Annotated in this window: 20 protein-coding genes; 9 read left to right on the top strand and 11 right to left on the bottom strand. The window is 41.0% G+C overall.

Going from position 1 to position 16,192, the window contains the following annotated elements:
* Positions 1 to 348 precede the first annotated feature (348 nt).
* The 3 genes from ACY8DX_RS08665 to ACY8DX_RS08655 all read left to right on the top strand — a co-directional run bounded on the left by ACY8DX_RS08665 (position 349) and on the right by ACY8DX_RS08655 (position 2,569).
* On the top strand, positions 349 to 804 hold the full coding sequence (locus tag ACY8DX_RS08665) for an Lrp/AsnC family transcriptional regulator (protein ID WP_462406577.1): 456 nt from the start codon (positions 349 to 351) through the stop codon (positions 802 to 804).
* A gap of 318 nt (positions 805 to 1,122) precedes the next feature.
* Positions 1,123 to 1,431: a ribonuclease FAU-1 family protein gene (locus ACY8DX_RS08660; RefSeq protein WP_462406576.1), complete on the top strand. Its 309-nt coding sequence runs from the start codon at positions 1,123 to 1,125 to the stop codon at positions 1,429 to 1,431.
* A gap of 61 nt (positions 1,432 to 1,492) precedes the next feature.
* Positions 1,493 to 2,569 (top strand): DUF3626 domain-containing protein, encoded by a 1,077-nt coding sequence (locus ACY8DX_RS08655; RefSeq protein WP_462406575.1) that lies wholly within the window; start codon positions 1,493 to 1,495, stop codon positions 2,567 to 2,569.
* Between the two features lie 200 nt (positions 2,570 to 2,769).
* Here ACY8DX_RS08655 and ACY8DX_RS08650 read toward each other — a convergent pair whose 3' ends face one another.
* From ACY8DX_RS08650 to ACY8DX_RS08635, 4 genes are all read right to left on the bottom strand, one after another.
* A complete protein-coding gene (locus ACY8DX_RS08650; RefSeq protein WP_156185622.1) occupies positions 2,770 to 2,970 on the bottom strand; it encodes a hypothetical protein in 201 nt (66 codons plus the stop codon).
* Between the two features lie 222 nt (positions 2,971 to 3,192).
* Entirely contained in the window at positions 3,193 to 4,668 is a 1,476-nt protein-coding gene (locus ACY8DX_RS08645) for an amidase (RefSeq protein ID WP_462406574.1), read from the bottom strand.
* A 13-nt stretch (positions 4,669 to 4,681) separates the two neighbouring features.
* On the bottom strand, positions 4,682 to 5,623 hold the full coding sequence (locus tag ACY8DX_RS08640) for an LCP family glycopolymer transferase (protein WP_439803058.1): 942 nt from the start codon (positions 5,621 to 5,623) through the stop codon (positions 4,682 to 4,684).
* A gap of 309 nt (positions 5,624 to 5,932) precedes the next feature.
* The gene (locus tag ACY8DX_RS08635; protein ID WP_462406573.1) at positions 5,933 to 6,475 is read right to left on the bottom strand and encodes a histidine phosphatase family protein; all 543 of its coding nucleotides are present in this window, start codon (positions 6,473 to 6,475) and stop codon (positions 5,933 to 5,935) included.
* Positions 6,476 to 6,586: 111 nt separating this feature from the next.
* Between ACY8DX_RS08635 and ACY8DX_RS08630 the strand changes: the two genes are divergently transcribed.
* The 3 genes from ACY8DX_RS08630 (at position 6,587) to ACY8DX_RS08620 (ending at position 8,237) form a co-directional block, all read left to right on the top strand.
* Entirely contained in the window at positions 6,587 to 6,853 is a 267-nt protein-coding gene (locus tag ACY8DX_RS08630; RefSeq protein WP_049671237.1) for an acylphosphatase, read from the top strand.
* Between the two features lie 148 nt (positions 6,854 to 7,001).
* Complete coding sequence (locus ACY8DX_RS08625) at positions 7,002 to 7,808, top strand: C40 family peptidase (protein WP_049671238.1); 807 nt, start codon at positions 7,002 to 7,004, stop codon at positions 7,806 to 7,808.
* Between the two features lie 57 nt (positions 7,809 to 7,865).
* Positions 7,866 to 8,237 (top strand): hypothetical protein, encoded by a 372-nt coding sequence (locus tag ACY8DX_RS08620; RefSeq protein ID WP_462406572.1) that lies wholly within the window; start codon positions 7,866 to 7,868, stop codon positions 8,235 to 8,237.
* Here the strand turns inward: ACY8DX_RS08620 and ACY8DX_RS08615 are convergent.
* The 6 genes from ACY8DX_RS08615 to ACY8DX_RS08590 all read right to left on the bottom strand — a co-directional run bounded on the left by ACY8DX_RS08615 (position 8,234) and on the right by ACY8DX_RS08590 (position 12,768).
* On the bottom strand, positions 8,234 to 8,434 hold the full coding sequence (locus ACY8DX_RS08615; protein WP_049671240.1) for a ChaB family protein: 201 nt from the start codon (positions 8,432 to 8,434) through the stop codon (positions 8,234 to 8,236). The genes ACY8DX_RS08620 and ACY8DX_RS08615 overlap by 4 nt on opposite strands.
* A gap of 108 nt (positions 8,435 to 8,542) precedes the next feature.
* Positions 8,543 to 9,262, bottom strand: a complete 720-nt coding sequence (locus tag ACY8DX_RS08610; protein WP_049671241.1) for a YebC/PmpR family DNA-binding transcriptional regulator — start codon at positions 9,260 to 9,262, stop codon at positions 8,543 to 8,545.
* 154 nt (positions 9,263 to 9,416) lie between these two features.
* Positions 9,417 to 10,187 (bottom strand): ABC transporter permease, encoded by a 771-nt coding sequence (locus ACY8DX_RS08605; protein ID WP_462406571.1) that lies wholly within the window; start codon positions 10,185 to 10,187, stop codon positions 9,417 to 9,419.
* Positions 10,184 to 11,095: an ABC transporter ATP-binding protein gene (locus tag ACY8DX_RS08600; RefSeq protein ID WP_231589522.1), complete on the bottom strand. Its 912-nt coding sequence runs from the start codon at positions 11,093 to 11,095 to the stop codon at positions 10,184 to 10,186. The genes ACY8DX_RS08605 and ACY8DX_RS08600 overlap by 4 nt, the downstream gene beginning before the upstream one ends.
* Positions 11,082 to 11,312, bottom strand: a complete 231-nt coding sequence (locus ACY8DX_RS08595) for a PLD nuclease N-terminal domain-containing protein (RefSeq protein ID WP_049671243.1) — start codon at positions 11,310 to 11,312, stop codon at positions 11,082 to 11,084. Before ACY8DX_RS08595 ends, ACY8DX_RS08600 begins: the two co-directional genes overlap by 14 nt.
* Positions 11,313 to 12,096: 784 nt before the next feature.
* On the bottom strand, positions 12,097 to 12,768 hold the full coding sequence (locus ACY8DX_RS08590; RefSeq protein WP_049671245.1) for a 5'-methylthioadenosine/S-adenosylhomocysteine nucleosidase family protein: 672 nt from the start codon (positions 12,766 to 12,768) through the stop codon (positions 12,097 to 12,099).
* Positions 12,769 to 13,060: 292 nt separating this feature from the next.
* On the opposite strand from ACY8DX_RS08590, the gene ACY8DX_RS08585 reads away from it, so the two are divergent.
* Together ACY8DX_RS08585 and ACY8DX_RS08580 are read left to right on the top strand one after the other, a co-directional pair.
* Positions 13,061 to 13,453, top strand: coding sequence for a DUF1259 domain-containing protein (locus ACY8DX_RS08585; RefSeq protein WP_049671246.1), 393 nt, complete (start codon positions 13,061 to 13,063; stop codon positions 13,451 to 13,453).
* Between the two features lie 474 nt (positions 13,454 to 13,927).
* Positions 13,928 to 14,152 carry a hypothetical protein gene (locus tag ACY8DX_RS08580; RefSeq protein ID WP_049671247.1) on the top strand — a complete coding sequence of 75 codons (225 nt, stop codon included), beginning with the start codon at positions 13,928 to 13,930 and terminating at the stop codon, positions 14,150 to 14,152.
* Between the two features lie 192 nt (positions 14,153 to 14,344).
* On the opposite strand, the gene ACY8DX_RS08575 is transcribed toward ACY8DX_RS08580, so the two are convergent.
* On the bottom strand, positions 14,345 to 14,659 hold the full coding sequence (locus tag ACY8DX_RS08575; protein ID WP_462406570.1) for a hypothetical protein: 315 nt from the start codon (positions 14,657 to 14,659) through the stop codon (positions 14,345 to 14,347).
* A gap of 471 nt (positions 14,660 to 15,130) precedes the next feature.
* On the opposite strand from ACY8DX_RS08575, the gene ACY8DX_RS08570 reads away from it, so the two are divergent.
* Complete coding sequence (locus ACY8DX_RS08570) at positions 15,131 to 16,186, top strand: MerR family transcriptional regulator (RefSeq protein ID WP_462406569.1); 1,056 nt, start codon at positions 15,131 to 15,133, stop codon at positions 16,184 to 16,186.
* Positions 16,187 to 16,192: the final 6 nt, after the last annotated feature.

Below are 16,192 nucleotides of genomic sequence, written 5' to 3'. Positions count from 1 at the left end.
TTTAAGCAGCCATTTTGTATAATTTTCAGGATTCATAATGCCTCATGCGTAATGGCAGAGGAAGATTGTTCGGATTCCTGTCCGAAGACCTCCTTTTCAACTTTTCTGCTATCCGCCGGAGGCTTTCACTTTATTCAACTGGAATGAAGAATATAGTCTCGATCCGTATAGAAATGGAGATTTCCTTTGAATAAAGTGAAAAAATTTAGAAAATTATGTTTATATCATTTAGGATACGTTATAATAAAAATCAGTAACATAACAAATTGAATAAAATTCCATATAGTAAATATCTATTTTGCATAAGTTTCATCACAATTAACTTCATTTTAAAATGGGGAATGGATTATGGATCAATTAGATGTTCGCCTTCTCGCTATTCTTCAAAAGGACGGGCGCATAACAATAAGTGATTTATCCAAGCAGCTAGCCTTAAGCAGACCAAGTGTGACCGAACGATTGAACCGGCTTCGGGAAAAGAGAGTCATCGAGGGGTTCAGTGCGAGGGTTTGTCCCCGTTCTGTCGGCAGACATATTATCGTCTTTATCCAATTAAGCGACTTCAAGACGGCCTCCTATGCTGAATTCGAAAAGAAAATCTTAGATGATCCCGACATCATTGAAATCCATCGCTTAACCGGGCCTGTCAGTTACTTATTGAAAGCGGCTGTACCTGGAATGGAACAGCTCAACCAAGTCATTGAAAGACTGAATCCTTATGGGAATGTCAATACCTCCATCGTGCTGTCTTCTCCCTTGTCCTTCAGCCCGGTTGAACCTGTTCAAGAGGAGATAAACTCATGAAGGAAAGAACAAGCTGAGGGAGGGTGACGAATTGTGCACCCTCCCTTCTTCTGTATATTAATCATCCCTGGATTGGAGCACGACATGTTAAAGAGAAAATATGGAGACCGGTCAGATTGGAAACGGATTACACAAAGAAAATTTGCCCAAGTCTTCCTCGAAACAAATGAATATACCGGATAGATTACCTTACTTCAACTAACTGAGCTCACCTCCCCCCTCATCGTCCAATACGAAAAAAAGTCCGTATGCATTGCAGATAAAGAGTATACGTGGCTTCAGCAATTTCCAAAAGACGCCCGCCATAGCGTAACGACCATGTTTGATGCAGAAGGAAGGGTTGTACAATGGTATATTGACATTTGCCTCGGCAATGGCTGTGATGACGGCAGACCATGGATGGATGACTTGTATATCGATCTCATTCTCTTCCCATCTGGGGAGATTTTCGTAAAGGATACGGATGAACTGGAGGCTGCCTATAAGAGCAGAATCATTCATAAAGAGCTGTATGATCTTGCTTGGAAGGAAGCAGGCAGGGTGAAAAGCTTGCTTTGTACAGGGAATTTTCCTTTAGTGGATTTAGCCTCGGAGCATCGAAATCTGCTGATTGGACTTCTTGAATAATGCTTCAGGTTGAACATCCGAGTAAATTTCTTGAATTGGATAAAGAGGAGTGTATACATTTATGCCATTATCAAATTCACAAAAATCAGCTCTAGCGTATATTGAAACTGAGGCAAAAAAACATAAGCATGAGGCGAGATCAAGCATTCATCATATTTTAAAGATGTCAAACGTCTCAACAGATACATTCGAAAAAACGTTTGATGCTATTAAGGCAAACGCCAGAATTGCCTTGCATTTTCATCCAGACCGGCTCGTTTCCAGCTTTAACAGCGTTGTCCAATCATTATTCATACAAGGAGAGTATAAAAGCCAATTCGAAACGCTTATCTCAGCCGGAAGTGTTTCTGCCTTTCCAGGCGGCGAACGGGACCTTTGGGAGAGAAGGTTATTTGGAGGGGCCTACCATGGTGAAGACGCAGCCATGAAAGACCGCCCTAAATACGGGGCGCTGAATTTGATGCTTCCTTCAGATGGACCTGCTCCCCGCTTTGGTTCATGCTATTTCCTCCTTTATCCATCAGTCTCTCATCGTTCTACTTTTACCTATTTAGATTTCCATCTGGAATTAAAGGAAAAGGGAACATTTCAGGAATTTGATTTAATACTCGCAGCACTTCTGGAGGATTCATTTTCAAGAGAATTTGCATTAGGAGAAGCTCAAATTCGCCCTCCTAAGCTATTCAATCATTTATTAACGAATCTTTCAGACCCTCAAAAATATCTCTATGAACAAAAAATCCATCGTAATCTTGACCACTACATAGAAGCCCAAATCCATGAGCCCATCTCACTTAGAAATGACGTTGAAATACTCGTTGCAGACACCTCATTTAGAGGAACGGATATTGGGGGAATTATGGAGCAGCTATGCTCAAAGTATTCCATCCAACTACATTGGCGAAGGGGCTTTCACCTTACAGTGCAGGAAGTACCTTCTGATTTTAGAGGTGTAAAAATGCCTGTTCTCGCAAAACGTATTGCCGAAACCAACGATATAAATGCACGGATAATTGGCTCTGCCATGAAAGTTATGTACTCACAGCCTGATCAATGGTCTGACTACGGAACCATGAAGGAAATCACGCAGGATATTAAGCTATTATGGCATGTCCTTGTGAGATATGGCTCATGCTAGACAAGTAAGTGTGTGAAACAATTGGGGGATAAAAATATTGTAAGTGAGCAATTTAAAAAGGACTAGCAATCTATTCTGCCAGCTCCCTTTGTGTTTTCTACTAGTTATAGAATTAAGACCGAATCAAGGAATTCCCAATGCTATTTAAAAAAAATAAAAAACCGTAAGATAAATTTCCAGAATCAAAAACGTAGCTTCTCTTATTTGCTGGTACGGCTTACTTGACTGTTTCTCACTAATCCGTAAATGGCAAGACTCATTAAATATAGGCATAGAACGATAAAAGTGACCGTGTAGCCTATATTCTTTTCATGATAGTTATCATAAGCAAACAATCCCATTGCAATCGCATTTATCAATAGACTTAATAAAATTAACGGTTGAATCTTTGTCCTATTCATTATTGATCTCACCCCATATTTATACTCTACCATATTGAGTACATCCCATCTCTTCTTTATATGATTTGTCGTATTCAAGTAAAATAGTTAAATGATGATTAATTGTTATTGAACTGTATTGTCCATATTTTATCTTTAAAATTAATAGGAAACCCAATAAATCATTAATTGACTGTAGAGCTCATTGTAAAAAGCAGCGGACAAAATCCGCTGCTTTTCCCCTTACATCCCCTTCAATCCAACCCAAATCGGAGATTCCTCCATTTGTGCGGCTAAACCTAATAGCCAATCCTCTCTTCCCTTTGGAGCCATAATCTGGACGCCGATTGGCAGTCCATTGTCACCCATATGAACAGGTAAACTGATTGCTGGCTGGCCAATAATGTTTGCCCATTGAGTAAACGGTGTATAGGTTAAGCTTGGGAGAAACATATCGTAGACCATTCTTAATTGTTCGGACGGGGATGCTTCTTCAATTTGAAGCAATTCCTCTTCCTCTTTCTTCGAATGGGTCAGTTCACCTATCCGAGGAGCGGTGCTGGCAGTAGCCGGCGTGATGTATAAATCAAAGGTTTGGTTGAAGTGAGCCATTTGGGCCGCTGCCGTATCCCATTCAGCAATGCTTCTGGTGAACTGGATGGCTGATACCTGTTCTCCAGCTGTTTTCAGAACCCAGGAGACAATTTCAATATCTTCACTTGTTACTTTACGGCCAATGGATTCCTCGATGGACCTGATATCTGCGGCCATTTCACCGCAGTTCATGATGTAGTAATTCTCCATAAGCCTGATTCCATCGATTTCAGGCTCCTTTTCTTCCACATGATGGCCTTGTTCTTCGAGCCATTTAACGGTTTTATGTACAGCCTTCACAGCATCAGCTGAAACCGGAGTACCGACTGGAGATTTCACTGAAAAGGCAATTCGAAATTTCCGCTCATCATTGTTCAAATCTTCTAAGTAGCTTCCTTGATAAAGCGGCACGTTGAAAGCAGCTTCTGGCTGCAGTACCTGCAGGACATCAAGCATGGCCGCGCTGTCCCTGACTGTTTTCGTGAGGACAAAGTCCACAGCAGCACCATGCCATTGCCTTCCTACACCTGGTCCAACCGGTGTTCTGCCTCTTGTCGGTTTTAACCCGACAAGCCCGGTGAAGGAGGCAGGTATACGAATGGACCCTCCTCCGTCACTTGCTCCGGCGATTGGGACAATTCCGGCTGCAACGGCTGCAGAAGCACCACCGCTCGAACCGCCTGGTGAATACGCTGGATTCCAAGGATTCCGTGAAGGCCCGTAAAGAGCCGGCTCCGTAATATTTTTCAGCCCGAATTCAGGCGTGCTCGTCTGCCCGGCAATAAGAAAGCCGGCTTCTCGGATTTTTCTCACATAATGGGAGTCAATGTTGGCTACCCGGTCCTTCAATAGCTTCGTCCCAGCTGTAGCCCTCTCCCCCGCGATAGACTGGGAAAGATCTTTCAAGAAAATCGGAACACCTGCAAATGGTTTGTTGAAATCCATTTTTCCTGCTTCGGTTAATACCTGTTCAAATCGTGTGCGCACAATCGCATTCAGTTCTGGATTGATGTCATCCGTCATTTTACTGACATCCTCCAATAATTCCTTCGTACTGATTTGACCCTTTTTCACCAGCTCAGCCAAACCTAACCCGTCATAGCGGGAATACTCAGCTAAATTCATCACGCCACCTCATTTACTGCAATTCTAATTGTTCCTTGAGATGCTGTTGAACCTTTAAACGCTCTTCATCGGTGATGATCTCAAAGTACAACTCTTTTCCATACCCTTCATCATATAGCTTTTCACTGGTACTTTCCATCTCAATTTGTTCAATGGATTGGGCAGCGGAGCGGTAATTTTTCTGAATATCCATCATTTGGTCAAAGGTCAAATTGGTTTTTATATGATCTCCGAGGGTGTTGAATATATCTTGGTATTTCGTCAGCGTTGAGAAACTTGCCCCTTTTTCAATGATGGCTTCAAGAACTTCCCTCTGTCTTGTTTGCCGGCCAAAATCACCGCGTACATCCTCATATCTCATTCTTGAGAAGGCCAATGCCTCCTTGCCGTTTAAGAGAATTTCTCCTTCTGCAAAATGAGTTCCTGCATGGGTGAATTCCTCATAGTTCATTACGGTGATGCCTCCTAAGGCATCCACGATTCCCTTGAAGCTTTCCATATTAATCTGAACAAAGTAATCAATTGGGATATCGAGAAATTGTTCAACGGTATCCGTTGCTGTCTCTACACCACCGTAAGCATAGGCATGGTTGATCTTCGTTGTTATTCCCTTACCGGCAATTTCTGTCCGGGTATCTCTCGGGATACTGACCATTTCAACGGATTCCTTTTCTGGATTGACAGCCAGCACCATAATGCTGTCTGAGCGGCCTTTATCTCCCTGCCTCTCATCAACACCCAAGAGTAAGACGGAGAAAGGCTCAAGCTCTTCAAGGGATATCTCCTCTTCCCGCATCTCTGTCGTTTCTGTTTCTTTATACATGGAGTCTACTGCCCCAGTCATAGATTGATAGAATGACACACCATATGTGCAGCCTGCCATAATCATCAGAAGCAACAGCACCCCAATGATTCTCTTCCAGTTCTTCTTCCTCTTCCTTTTTTTCTTCCTCATTCCATTACACCTTCTTCTGCTCTATTCATACCGTTCATTTCTTCATTTCTGAAAATTCCATATTTATTCATCTTGGGATCTCCAGCATCACCAAACTAATAAATATTGGCACTGTTGGAAAGCACTAGAAATACTATATCACTTTCATAGGAAAAACAAAAAACAATATCGAAAAATGTAAACCCTTGTCATAAAAAATCATTAAATGTAAATAAATAGTCATATTTCTGTAATATTAAGATAATATTAATATTCAGAAAGAAAGGCAAAACCTTCTATTCACCAAAGAAAGTTTTGCCCTACTAAACATTACTTATCCCATATTCGTTCAATCTGACATTGTCCATTATCAATCATGAGATGAAAGACATCTGGGTTTGTCATCCTCTTCCATTCCAAAAAGCCGTATGTTGGATTCAATTGCTGAAGCATTAAAGTCAGCAGATTCCCGTGTGTCATTATCGCAATAAGGTCACATGGACCGCTAATAGCCTCTTCAAGCACCTCAAGCCCTCTAGCTGCAGCCTCTGCTCCGGATTCCCCTCCTTCAAGCTTTTTCTCCAGATCCTGAAAGGATTCCTCCAGCAGCTGCTGCCAATTAGGTAAATCTACATTTGAAAGCACCCGCTCTGCCAGGCGTATATCCTCTTCTACAATCATTTGTTTGTCCTGTGCAATTGGTCGGCATGATTCCAGCGCCCGCTGATATGGACTAGAAATTATCCGTTCAATTCGCATCCCCTTAAAGAAATGCGCGAGCTCAATAGCCTGAGCGCTTCCTTTCTCCGTCAGCCTGCATGAGGCATCCTGCCCTTTTGCCTGACAATGCCTCATTAAAAAAACATGCTTCATTTTCATCCTCCCGCCATCCCATTTTATAGATTCTTCCATTATATCAAATTACCTCTTCTAACCATCCTATTCCGCTATAATAGGAATAGATAGGAGAAAGGAGTGTTTTCCATGAAGCAATATCATCTAATTGTATCCGGCTTCGTACAAGGGGTTGGTTTTCGTTATTATACTGAACGGCTCGCATTTTCCTATAAAATAAAAGGCTGGGTTCGAAATTTACCCGATGGGACCGTTGAAATTGTAGCGCAAGGGCACGAAGAACCTTTATATGCATTCATAGAAGAGATTAAAAAAGGTCCTGGATTCAGCCGAGTGATTGATGTGCAAATGGTAGAACAGACACCAGATATTTTCTCGTCGTTTGAAATTAGGTAAATTTTATCATTTTACAGAAAACTCATTTATATTACAATAAACTTTCCTTTCTATTACATTTTGCCTACAAAACTAGTAATTTTTTGTCGATTGGTCTAAACTTAGCTAGTATTTTCAAAAAAAATTACTAACTATGTAGGGGGTCATCATGAATAAGAAAGTTTTATCCGTTACTGCAACTGCTGTTTTGTCGTCCGTCCTTTTTGCCAATGCTGCCTCTGCCGCTACTGTGAAAGTCGTAAAGGGAGATACTCTGTCTCAATTGGCTGTTAAATATAATACAACTGTATCAGCTATTAAAAATGAAAATAACCTGACATCTGATATGATTTACATAGGTCAAACGTTAAAAATCGGAGAATCCTCTTCATCAACATCAGCATCGACTACGAAAAAATACACAGTGAAATCCGGAGATTCCTTATGGAAAATCGCGGTTAAATACAATACAACCGTGGCAAAGCTTAAATCATGGAACAACTTAAAAAGCGACACAATCTACCCTGGACAAGTCTTGATTGTCAGCAAAGCTGGCGCAACGACTTCCGGTTCAACATCCGGCTCTACAAGCGGCTCCGGTTCCAGCACGTCCACTTCAAGCGAAGCTCAGCGCATGGTCGCAACAGCAAAAAGCTTGATTGGCACCCCATACGTATGGGGCGGTACAACACCGAGCGGTTTTGATTGCAGTGGCTTTATCTACTATGTGGTGAAGCAGGAGCGCAGTAATTTCACTCGCACAAATACAGCTGGGTACTATTCTTCCATGAAGAAAGTCAGCAGCCCGGCAGTCGGAGATTTTGTCTTCTTTGAAACGTATACAACTGGTCCATCCCATATGGGGATTTATATTGGCAACAACAAATTTATCCATGCCGGTTCTAGCGGCGTAACAGAATCAAGTCTTGGATCCTCTTACTGGTCCTCAAGATATCTAGGCGCACGCAGTCTGTAATAGAAGGATACCCGAATGAAGCTTCTTTTCATTCGGGTTTTTTTATGTTAGAGACAGATGAATAGACTTCGACCAATTGCACATTCTATCCGTAAACCGGATGGCAAGGAGGCGGACCAATTGGGAAAGAACCACCATTTTCATGTATTATATACGGGGGTTCCCGGCCATACAGAAAAGGATTATTGGGCTCATCCCCATCATTCCATGAGCTATCAGAAGGGTCTGTCCGTTCTTGAGGACGGTACTTATATGATCATCGAGCAAAGAAAATGGGTAGAGCAGGAAAGCATTGGCTATCTTATTTCAAAGGAAGAAGCGCTGAAGGAGATTCTCCAAGCGGGTAATCTTCATTTACTCGAGCAGCCCAGCTTTCAGGAGCTGAAGAACCTTTATGAGAAAAAACGAGGAGAATCCAGCAATACTTAGTTCTTCTCAACCCAATCTCCATCATCATTTTTCTCATATTTATTTTTAACAGCGCTCCATGCTACCTTGAAGGCCGTTTCTTCTTTATCATATTCCTTGGATGCAGAATTAAACGCTTCCTTAAAGATTTCCTGCGCATGGCTTGGCAGCGAATCTCTCACAGAATCCGGCAGGTCTTTCTTGGATTGATACGGCATCATACACTCCTCCTTTTTCTCCCTATATTTCCATATATCCGAATCCTTAAACAAAAAAAGCCGCCATCAGAGCAAGGTGCTCCAAATGGCAGCTATTCTTTTCAGGCATTATTCACCTAAATCTACATTATGGTAAACCTGTTGTACATCCTCCAGGTCCTCAATTGCATCAATCATCTTCTCAAACTGAGCTTGCGCTTCTGGATCAAGCGAAATGTCGTTTTGTGCAAGCATGGTTAATTCCGCCACAGTGAACTCAGTAATTCCTGCATTCTTGAAGGCTTCCTGAACGGCATGGAATTGATCTGGCTCTGCGTATACGATAACCGCGTCATCCTCTTCCAGAATGTCACGAACATCAACATCCGCTTCCATCATCATTTCTAATACTTCATCTGCCGTTTTTCCTTCTACTCCGAACACGGCTGTCGCATCAAACATGTAAGAAACGGAACCGCTCACACCCATGTTTCCGCCATTCTTGCCGAAAGCGGCACGAACATCTGATGCTGTACGGTTAACATTGTTTGTCAAAGCGTCTACGATGACCATGGAGCCGCTTGGGCCAAAGCCTTCATAGCGGAGCTCATCATAGCTTTCCTCTGAACCGCCTTTTGCTTTTTCAATCGCACGGTCAATAATATGTCTCGGTACGCTGTACGTCTTCGCGCGCTCTAGGACCATTTTTAACGCTTGATTAGATTCTGGGTTTGGCTCCCCTTGCTTGGCTGCCACATAAATTTCACGGCCGAATTTCGCATAGATTCGGCTTGTGTTCGCATCTTTGGCAGCTTTCTTTTCTTTAATGTTATTCCATTTACGTCCCATGTATAAACACTCTCTTTCTTATATATCTACTCAAGAATAGTAATACGAAATAGGCGGTCACTTCAATACCTTTTGATGATTTATCGCGTTTCCCTAATGAATATACCGCTTTTTATGCATTTTTACCATCTTTTTACTTATCGAATCATTCATTCTAGATTTCCTCTTTTTTAAATAAAAGAATCGTCAAGATGATCATGAGGACGATAACGGCCAGTAGAATCAAAAGAGGTGCCATAATTTGCCCTTCCTTGCCAAGGATGATATTCCCTGCTGCGTCCGTGAATGCCGTTGGCGTATATTTCTCAAGGGAATCAGGAAGATACTTGCCCAGCTTCGTCAGTGCTAGGTAAACAGCATAGCTTAGAAATCCCGCCAATACCGCACTCTTCATAATAGAAGAAAAAAGCAGGGTGAGTGTGACGCACAGAAGGATTAACACAAGGTAAAGAAGCGTTCCCTCTGCAATAGCCGTCCATTCCATTTTCCCGTCAAAAAGGATTCTTGTATAATAAACGGTTAATCCCATGCCGAAGAGGAATGAAACGGTTGATAATAGCGCATAAGCGGTCCATTTCGCCAATAAATACCCGCTGCGACCAATTGGCTTTGATAATATAAGCGCGGCACTCCCCTTCTCTCGCTCGGAGGCTACCGTGCCCATCATGACAAGAATCAGCACAATCAAGCCAAGCTGTTCAAAGTTTGCATAGATTCCACTGACAATGTCAGTTGCGGAGCTTTCTGGTACAGAGATGACGGCTCCTTCCGGCAAGTCCTGCTGAATAAGTGTCGGCAGAAGCTTCATCGTAATCGGCAGAGTAACCATGATGATGGCAAAGGCAAATGGCACAATAATGAGCTTATAAGAGCGTTTTAATTCAATCCATTCCTTCCAAAGCATAGCCCAGAACATCCCCATCATTGATTCACCACCTTGAAGAATATATCCTGCAGCGACAAGGTCTCCATCCGGTAATCCGTAATGATGCCGCCTTGCTCGTGGATCATTAAGGGCAGGGAAGCCCTTGCCCGCACGACATCTTTGACAATGACTCGATAAGAACGGTCTGTAACAGCAACCCTCTCCACCCAGTTCTCGCTGGAGAGCGCTTCCGCTAAAGAATCATTTGAGTCAAGGAGCTGGAATGTAATTGAGGAGCCTGCGTACTCCTTCATCAGTTCCTGCTTGGAGGAGGATAATAATAACTTCCCTTTATGCAGGATGAGGATATGGTCAGCTGTTTTCTCCACATCGTCTAGAATATGGCTGGACATGAAAATCATATGGTCCTTCTTCAATTCCTCAATCAATTCAAGGACCTGATGGCGTCCAATCGGATCAAGCGCAGAGACAGGCTCATCCAGAAGAAGAAGCTTCGGATCATTCATCAGCGCCTGCGCGAGACCAAGCCGCTGCTTCATTCCCCCGCTGTACCCGCCGATCTTGCGCCTTCTTGCCTCCCATATCCCGCATCTCTTTAGCAGCTCCTCAGCACGAACGCTGCTGTCTTTCTTCGACATGCCAAAGAGCTTACCCGTAAACATCATCCATTCCTCACCTGTCATATAATCATAAAAGGACGGATTCTGCGGCAGATAACCTATTACTCTGGCAATTTTCTTCGGATCCTCCTCCACATCATAACCCTCGATTTGAATCTTCCCTGACGTGGCTCTTGCTAGTCCGGCCATAATACGAATGGCCGTCGTCTTTCCAGAGCCATTGCTTCCAATGAAACCGAAGCATCCCGGTCCTTCAATCGAAAAGCTAATGCCCTTCAAAGCCCGGAAGCCTTTATAGGATTTAGTCACGTTCTCACATTGAATCATTACGATCATCCTCATCCCATGTATAATCCTTCTTACCTGCCACTAAATAAAGCACAGGACCTATTGTCGAGAATAGCAAGATCACAATAACCCAAATGTATTTCTTCTCACCCTTAACTCCCCGTTTATCACGCTTAGCCAAATCCACTAAAGCAATAATCTTCAAAATGAACTCCATCACAAGAAGCGGAAGAATGATTTGCAGCTGTTCACTCATCTCAATCACCTCAATTTATATAATTAAGTATTTAAGTAAAGACTTAATTATAGTATAGACTATTTCCGGTGTAAAAAGAAGGCTGTTTTCGTAAAGACCATATTTAATTGAAAAGGGATAACAGCCGCCTTCATGAAGAAAGTTGCTGTGTTTATTTTTGCACGAACAGACCTTTATTTGAGGACATCGCATCAGAAACTAACGTCACACTCTTTATTTTTTACAGGATTACTCCCCCCTCCTTGCTTAATGCACCTCAGTAAAACAGAGTTAATGACACTTTTGAATTATTTGACGCAGAGGATAGGCCAAAGTCATAAATAGAAGTGCTATAAAAGTAACTTTAATGAAAGAAATTTGTTCCATCATAGATGTATGCGTTGAACGGCTGGAAGAAAAGATAGACCACCAACTTGGTTCGAGATATTGTAGAGATACACTGTACCAAATGATAAAGATTAAAAATACGAATAACCAATAAATCTTCATACGAAACTCTCCTTTCCTTTTTATAAGTAAGATGAGTAAGGCAAATGATTTTCGCTAAACTGCCCCCCGTTTCTACATTAAGAAGAGTTTAATGATCTTCTTACCCATTCATCATTTTTATCTGCAAGGAGAGTTTACCACGCCAACTTTCCTGCCTTTATTATGTGGGGATATATGTGTTGGTCTTATAATGTATTTACCGTAAGCACAAAAATGAATGGATTTGGAACGAACAAAGAACGACCGTTCAATAGGAACCAGGCTTTATCAATCTTTCATGAAACGATAAATTTGATTAAATAAATCTCTTTAAATATTCGTCAAATATTTTGTTCATAACTTTAGGGGTGTTTTCTAAATAAACATTTATTTGTTCCATGTTCGATTCGAATTTATCAGAGTTACTTTCATCTGTTGGAAAATCAGATATTCCTTTAATGATTATGCATTCAACATCATTCTTCCTACAGATATAAGCTATTGCCCCTGCTTCTGTATCGGCTATGGTAATTTCGTTTTCTTTAAGTTCTAAAAAGTCCTTCCACATAACTACCGCTTTATCAGCGGTGCCAATTGTTCCTTTATAAAAATCATCTCCATATTTTGATAGATCCATATTGACGATGAAGGATTGTTTAATAAGAGGCTCAATTTCTTTTACTGTGCAATCATATTGAACGGCTTTATCGGGTACAAAAATATCCAGAACATTGAACTTCTCATCTATTCCTGCACACGTTCCAGCAACGATCACTTTAGTTAAATGAAATTTAGAAATCATATACTGATTACCACCAACACCATTCACTTTTCTTACACCTGTCCGATAAAAAACAATTTCAGTATCATTAATTGTTTTTATGAAATATTCGCCATATGGATAACCAAAACGTTCGTTATTCTTTACGCTAAAGTATTTCAATGTCGCTTCATATTCCCACTTCGTTGCAATACTTATCCCTATCATCGGCTTATCACCCTATAAATAAAATTTGTCACCATTTAAATGTCTTTAATCAATTTGAGTGTATTCGTTACTGTGTTCATCATCAATTCGTTATTAATAGGTAAATATCCTTTTTTACGAACCTGCTCCATTTCTACAATAGAAGTTTCACTACTCGATAGAAAAGAACATGAATCCATTTTGAATCAATGCTTCATCAAAAGGAGTATAAGAATCCATCGATATGCCATTTTATTTCTTACTACTAAAACAAAAAATTTAACATACCTTTTACCTATGGAGGTGTTTGACTATGCGAAACATTCAAGACCTATGTAATCAATTTGCTAAAGAAGTTAACGGGAAAGCAAATGTCAAAAATGGGATTTGCTCAGTAGAGTTTCAGCGTAATCTAAAAGTAACCATCCAGGGGCGCCCCAGCACATCAGAGTTACATGCCGAAATATCATTCGAATCATTAGATCAACATGGAAATGCTTTAAATCTTGGTGAAGTAGTCGTTCTCCAAGAAGAGTTACCTGAATTTGTAAAAACATTAGCGATAAACAATTTAATCATTAGTGCCATACATAACCATTGGGTATATACGCATCCTACCATTCTTTATGTTCACTTTCAATCTGTTGAACCACCAATATCTTTCGCAAAGAAAGCGGCCCAAGCATTTAATACATTGAAATATTAAAGTGATCATTTGAAAATTTCATTAGCCTCTCTTTTTCCTGCCTTTTTGTTCATTCCCATCATTCATTACATTCACCTGGAACCCTCCACAATCCATCATTTCTTTTCCAAAGTCTCCTCCTGAAAAATTGTTTTTAACCTGTATTGATTGACATGTCCTTTTAGCTGGCCAGCCAGTGAGGACATTTTCATCATCTCTAGAGGTCTTTCATGCTCTCATCTCATTTTCATTTTCTACAGAAATCCTGTCCTGTTTCCCGAATAAGAAATGCAGCACAAAAGAGCATGAACCCCACAAACCCATTACCCCGCTAAAAGGGATGCATATTCAAATCAACAATCAATATTTAATAGCTTAAAAGTGTAAAAATTCTTGAATACAGAAAATCATATCTGTTCACAATTTATTCACAATATGTTACTATAATTGTAACAATTTGCATTATCAAATAATTCCTATAAAGGATGGGATTGTATGAAAATCAAACAATACGGATTATTAATCTTTTCAATCATCATTGCCATAATCGGTCATTTCCAAGTATCCACAAGCGTACAGCCAAAAGGGATTGAAGTTTATTCTAACCCTTCTGTCTTATCAAGCATCTCAAACGGAGTTTTCTTAGGCGGCGTCCTTTTCTTCGTCGGAATGGGCATTCTATTCTACTCTCTTTATCATATTGTGAAAGAGACCGCTTAAATGACATAAAAGCCTCCCGCAGACTTCATGCGGAGGCTTTTTTTGTGGCAAATAATGATTTTTGGCTTTTCTAATATATAGTACAATAAAGACATTTTAAGTATTCCTTTTTATCAGCCTCCATAAAGCCTGGATGGAGGTCTTTACATGTAACAAAATTAAAGCTGATGCTCTTGTTTTAGTATTCAAAGATTAAAAATATACAACGAGCATCACAATCAAACTGACAATGGTGTATAGAACTGCCCCATAAAAAACCCCGCCTACATGAACCCTCAACTGATTATCTTCTCTTTGTACCTTCCATACTGCCTCACTCACTTCGAGGGTGGTGTTTTTTGATAAAAAACCTCCGGTGCTATTAAAGAGAAACAATATCCCAGTTAAACCTAAGCCAATAAAAAAGCTCCATTCTGTGTACGAAAAAGGTATCATTTCACTTGCCATCCAGACAGCTAGACCAATAATGATCGAGGTAACCATTGTCCATCTTATGATTCTTTTCATTTACTCCCTCCTCCTATGTTCTATAATTACTACGAATAATTTTCAAAATAGTTACAAATTTACGAATCATTATGCAGATTGATAGTGATGAATCCTATTTCCCTTTATCCTAGTCCCCCACATCAAGATTTATGTTTCTGAAGCTCAGAACCAGCTCATACAGCCCCTAGGAGATTCCATCCCCCTTCTTCAAGAACTGACATCATCCTCTCGCACTAAAGAAAAACCTCCATCCTTCCACATTTCGCCTGCCCCTTCCTCCTTCTTTGCCCCGCTCCCACGCTTATTCTCCACCATTTTCATTTTCCTTCATATATAAAGGCGAATTCCGCTAGAAAAGAGCCTCCTCTGATGAATAACAACTTGTTTTGATAGCTTTTGTCATGAGGCAGGAAAAGTTTGGTCCGGATGAAGAATACATGACACAAGAGAAAAATAATTCCAATTACAAGTTGAAGGGACTGTTTAAATATGAAGGACAATCAAATTCTAAGAGCATTTTCTATTAAAGAGGTTTCACGGAAGATTAATGTACCTGCAGGGACAATCCGCCAGTGGGAGAAGGACTTAACAGGAGTATTGGTCATTCCCCGTTCAAAGCAGGGCTCACGTTTTTATACAGAGGTAGAAATCGCGATCTTAAAAAGAATTAAGGAAATGCGGGATAAGAATTTAAGCAAGGATATCATTAAAGAGATGCTTCAGAAGCATCTGAAGGATGGACAAAACCTCAGTAATCATGCCAGTTCGAACCCTCCTTCCGAAGCGTCCGCACCCGCAGCCTCTACTTCTGTTGCTGTTGTTGAGAAGCCGGCTGAGCCGAAGCTTGAGGAGTTTCTTCATGCCATGGATGCCTATAAGACGCAATTCATGAAGGAAATGAGCAATGAGATGCGTAATAACCGCAACATGATGATCGAGGAGGTCAAGAAAGAGATTTCGCAGGGGTCTATCGATACAATCAAAGGTTTATCAAAATCCATTCAGCGTTCCTCATTGAAAACGAACAGCGAGCTGAAGAAGCTTTCTCAGAACGTTTCGAATTCTTCAGAACGTACATCCGAAACGGTCGAAACCTTGACTCGGAGTATTGCGAGATCTTCAGAGGGGGCCTTCGAATCGTTCTCCAAACGGATTTCGGAAGCAGCAGCTGATGGCTATCGTGAGCTATTATCAGATCTCTCATCCTCCGTTTCAGAGGCTCAAAACGAAATCAAAAGCGTGACTGAGGCTATTTATCAGGACCGGGAACAATATTTTGAGACGATGAATAAGGAGCTTGAGCAATACAGACATGATATCAAGCAGCGTGAAGAGGCGTTCCAGCAAATGGTCACAAGCTTCCGTGATGCAGCGCCGACGAAAGAAAAGGAAAAAACGAAACCAATTAAGCTAAAGGAGCATAAAAAGGAAAAGGCAAAGGACAAGCTGAAGACCGTACAAAGCAAAGCCTCCAAAAAGGCTCCTGTTCAAGAAGCCGCACCAGCGGAAAAAAAGTGGTGGAGTTTCCGAAGAAAAAGCAAATAAACAACT

The sequence above is a fragment of the Gracilibacillus sp. Marseille-QA3620 genome (assembly GCF_054950035.1).
The sequence above is the reverse complement of the archived record's forward strand: the minus strand, read 5'-3'. Positions and strand labels throughout refer to the sequence as shown.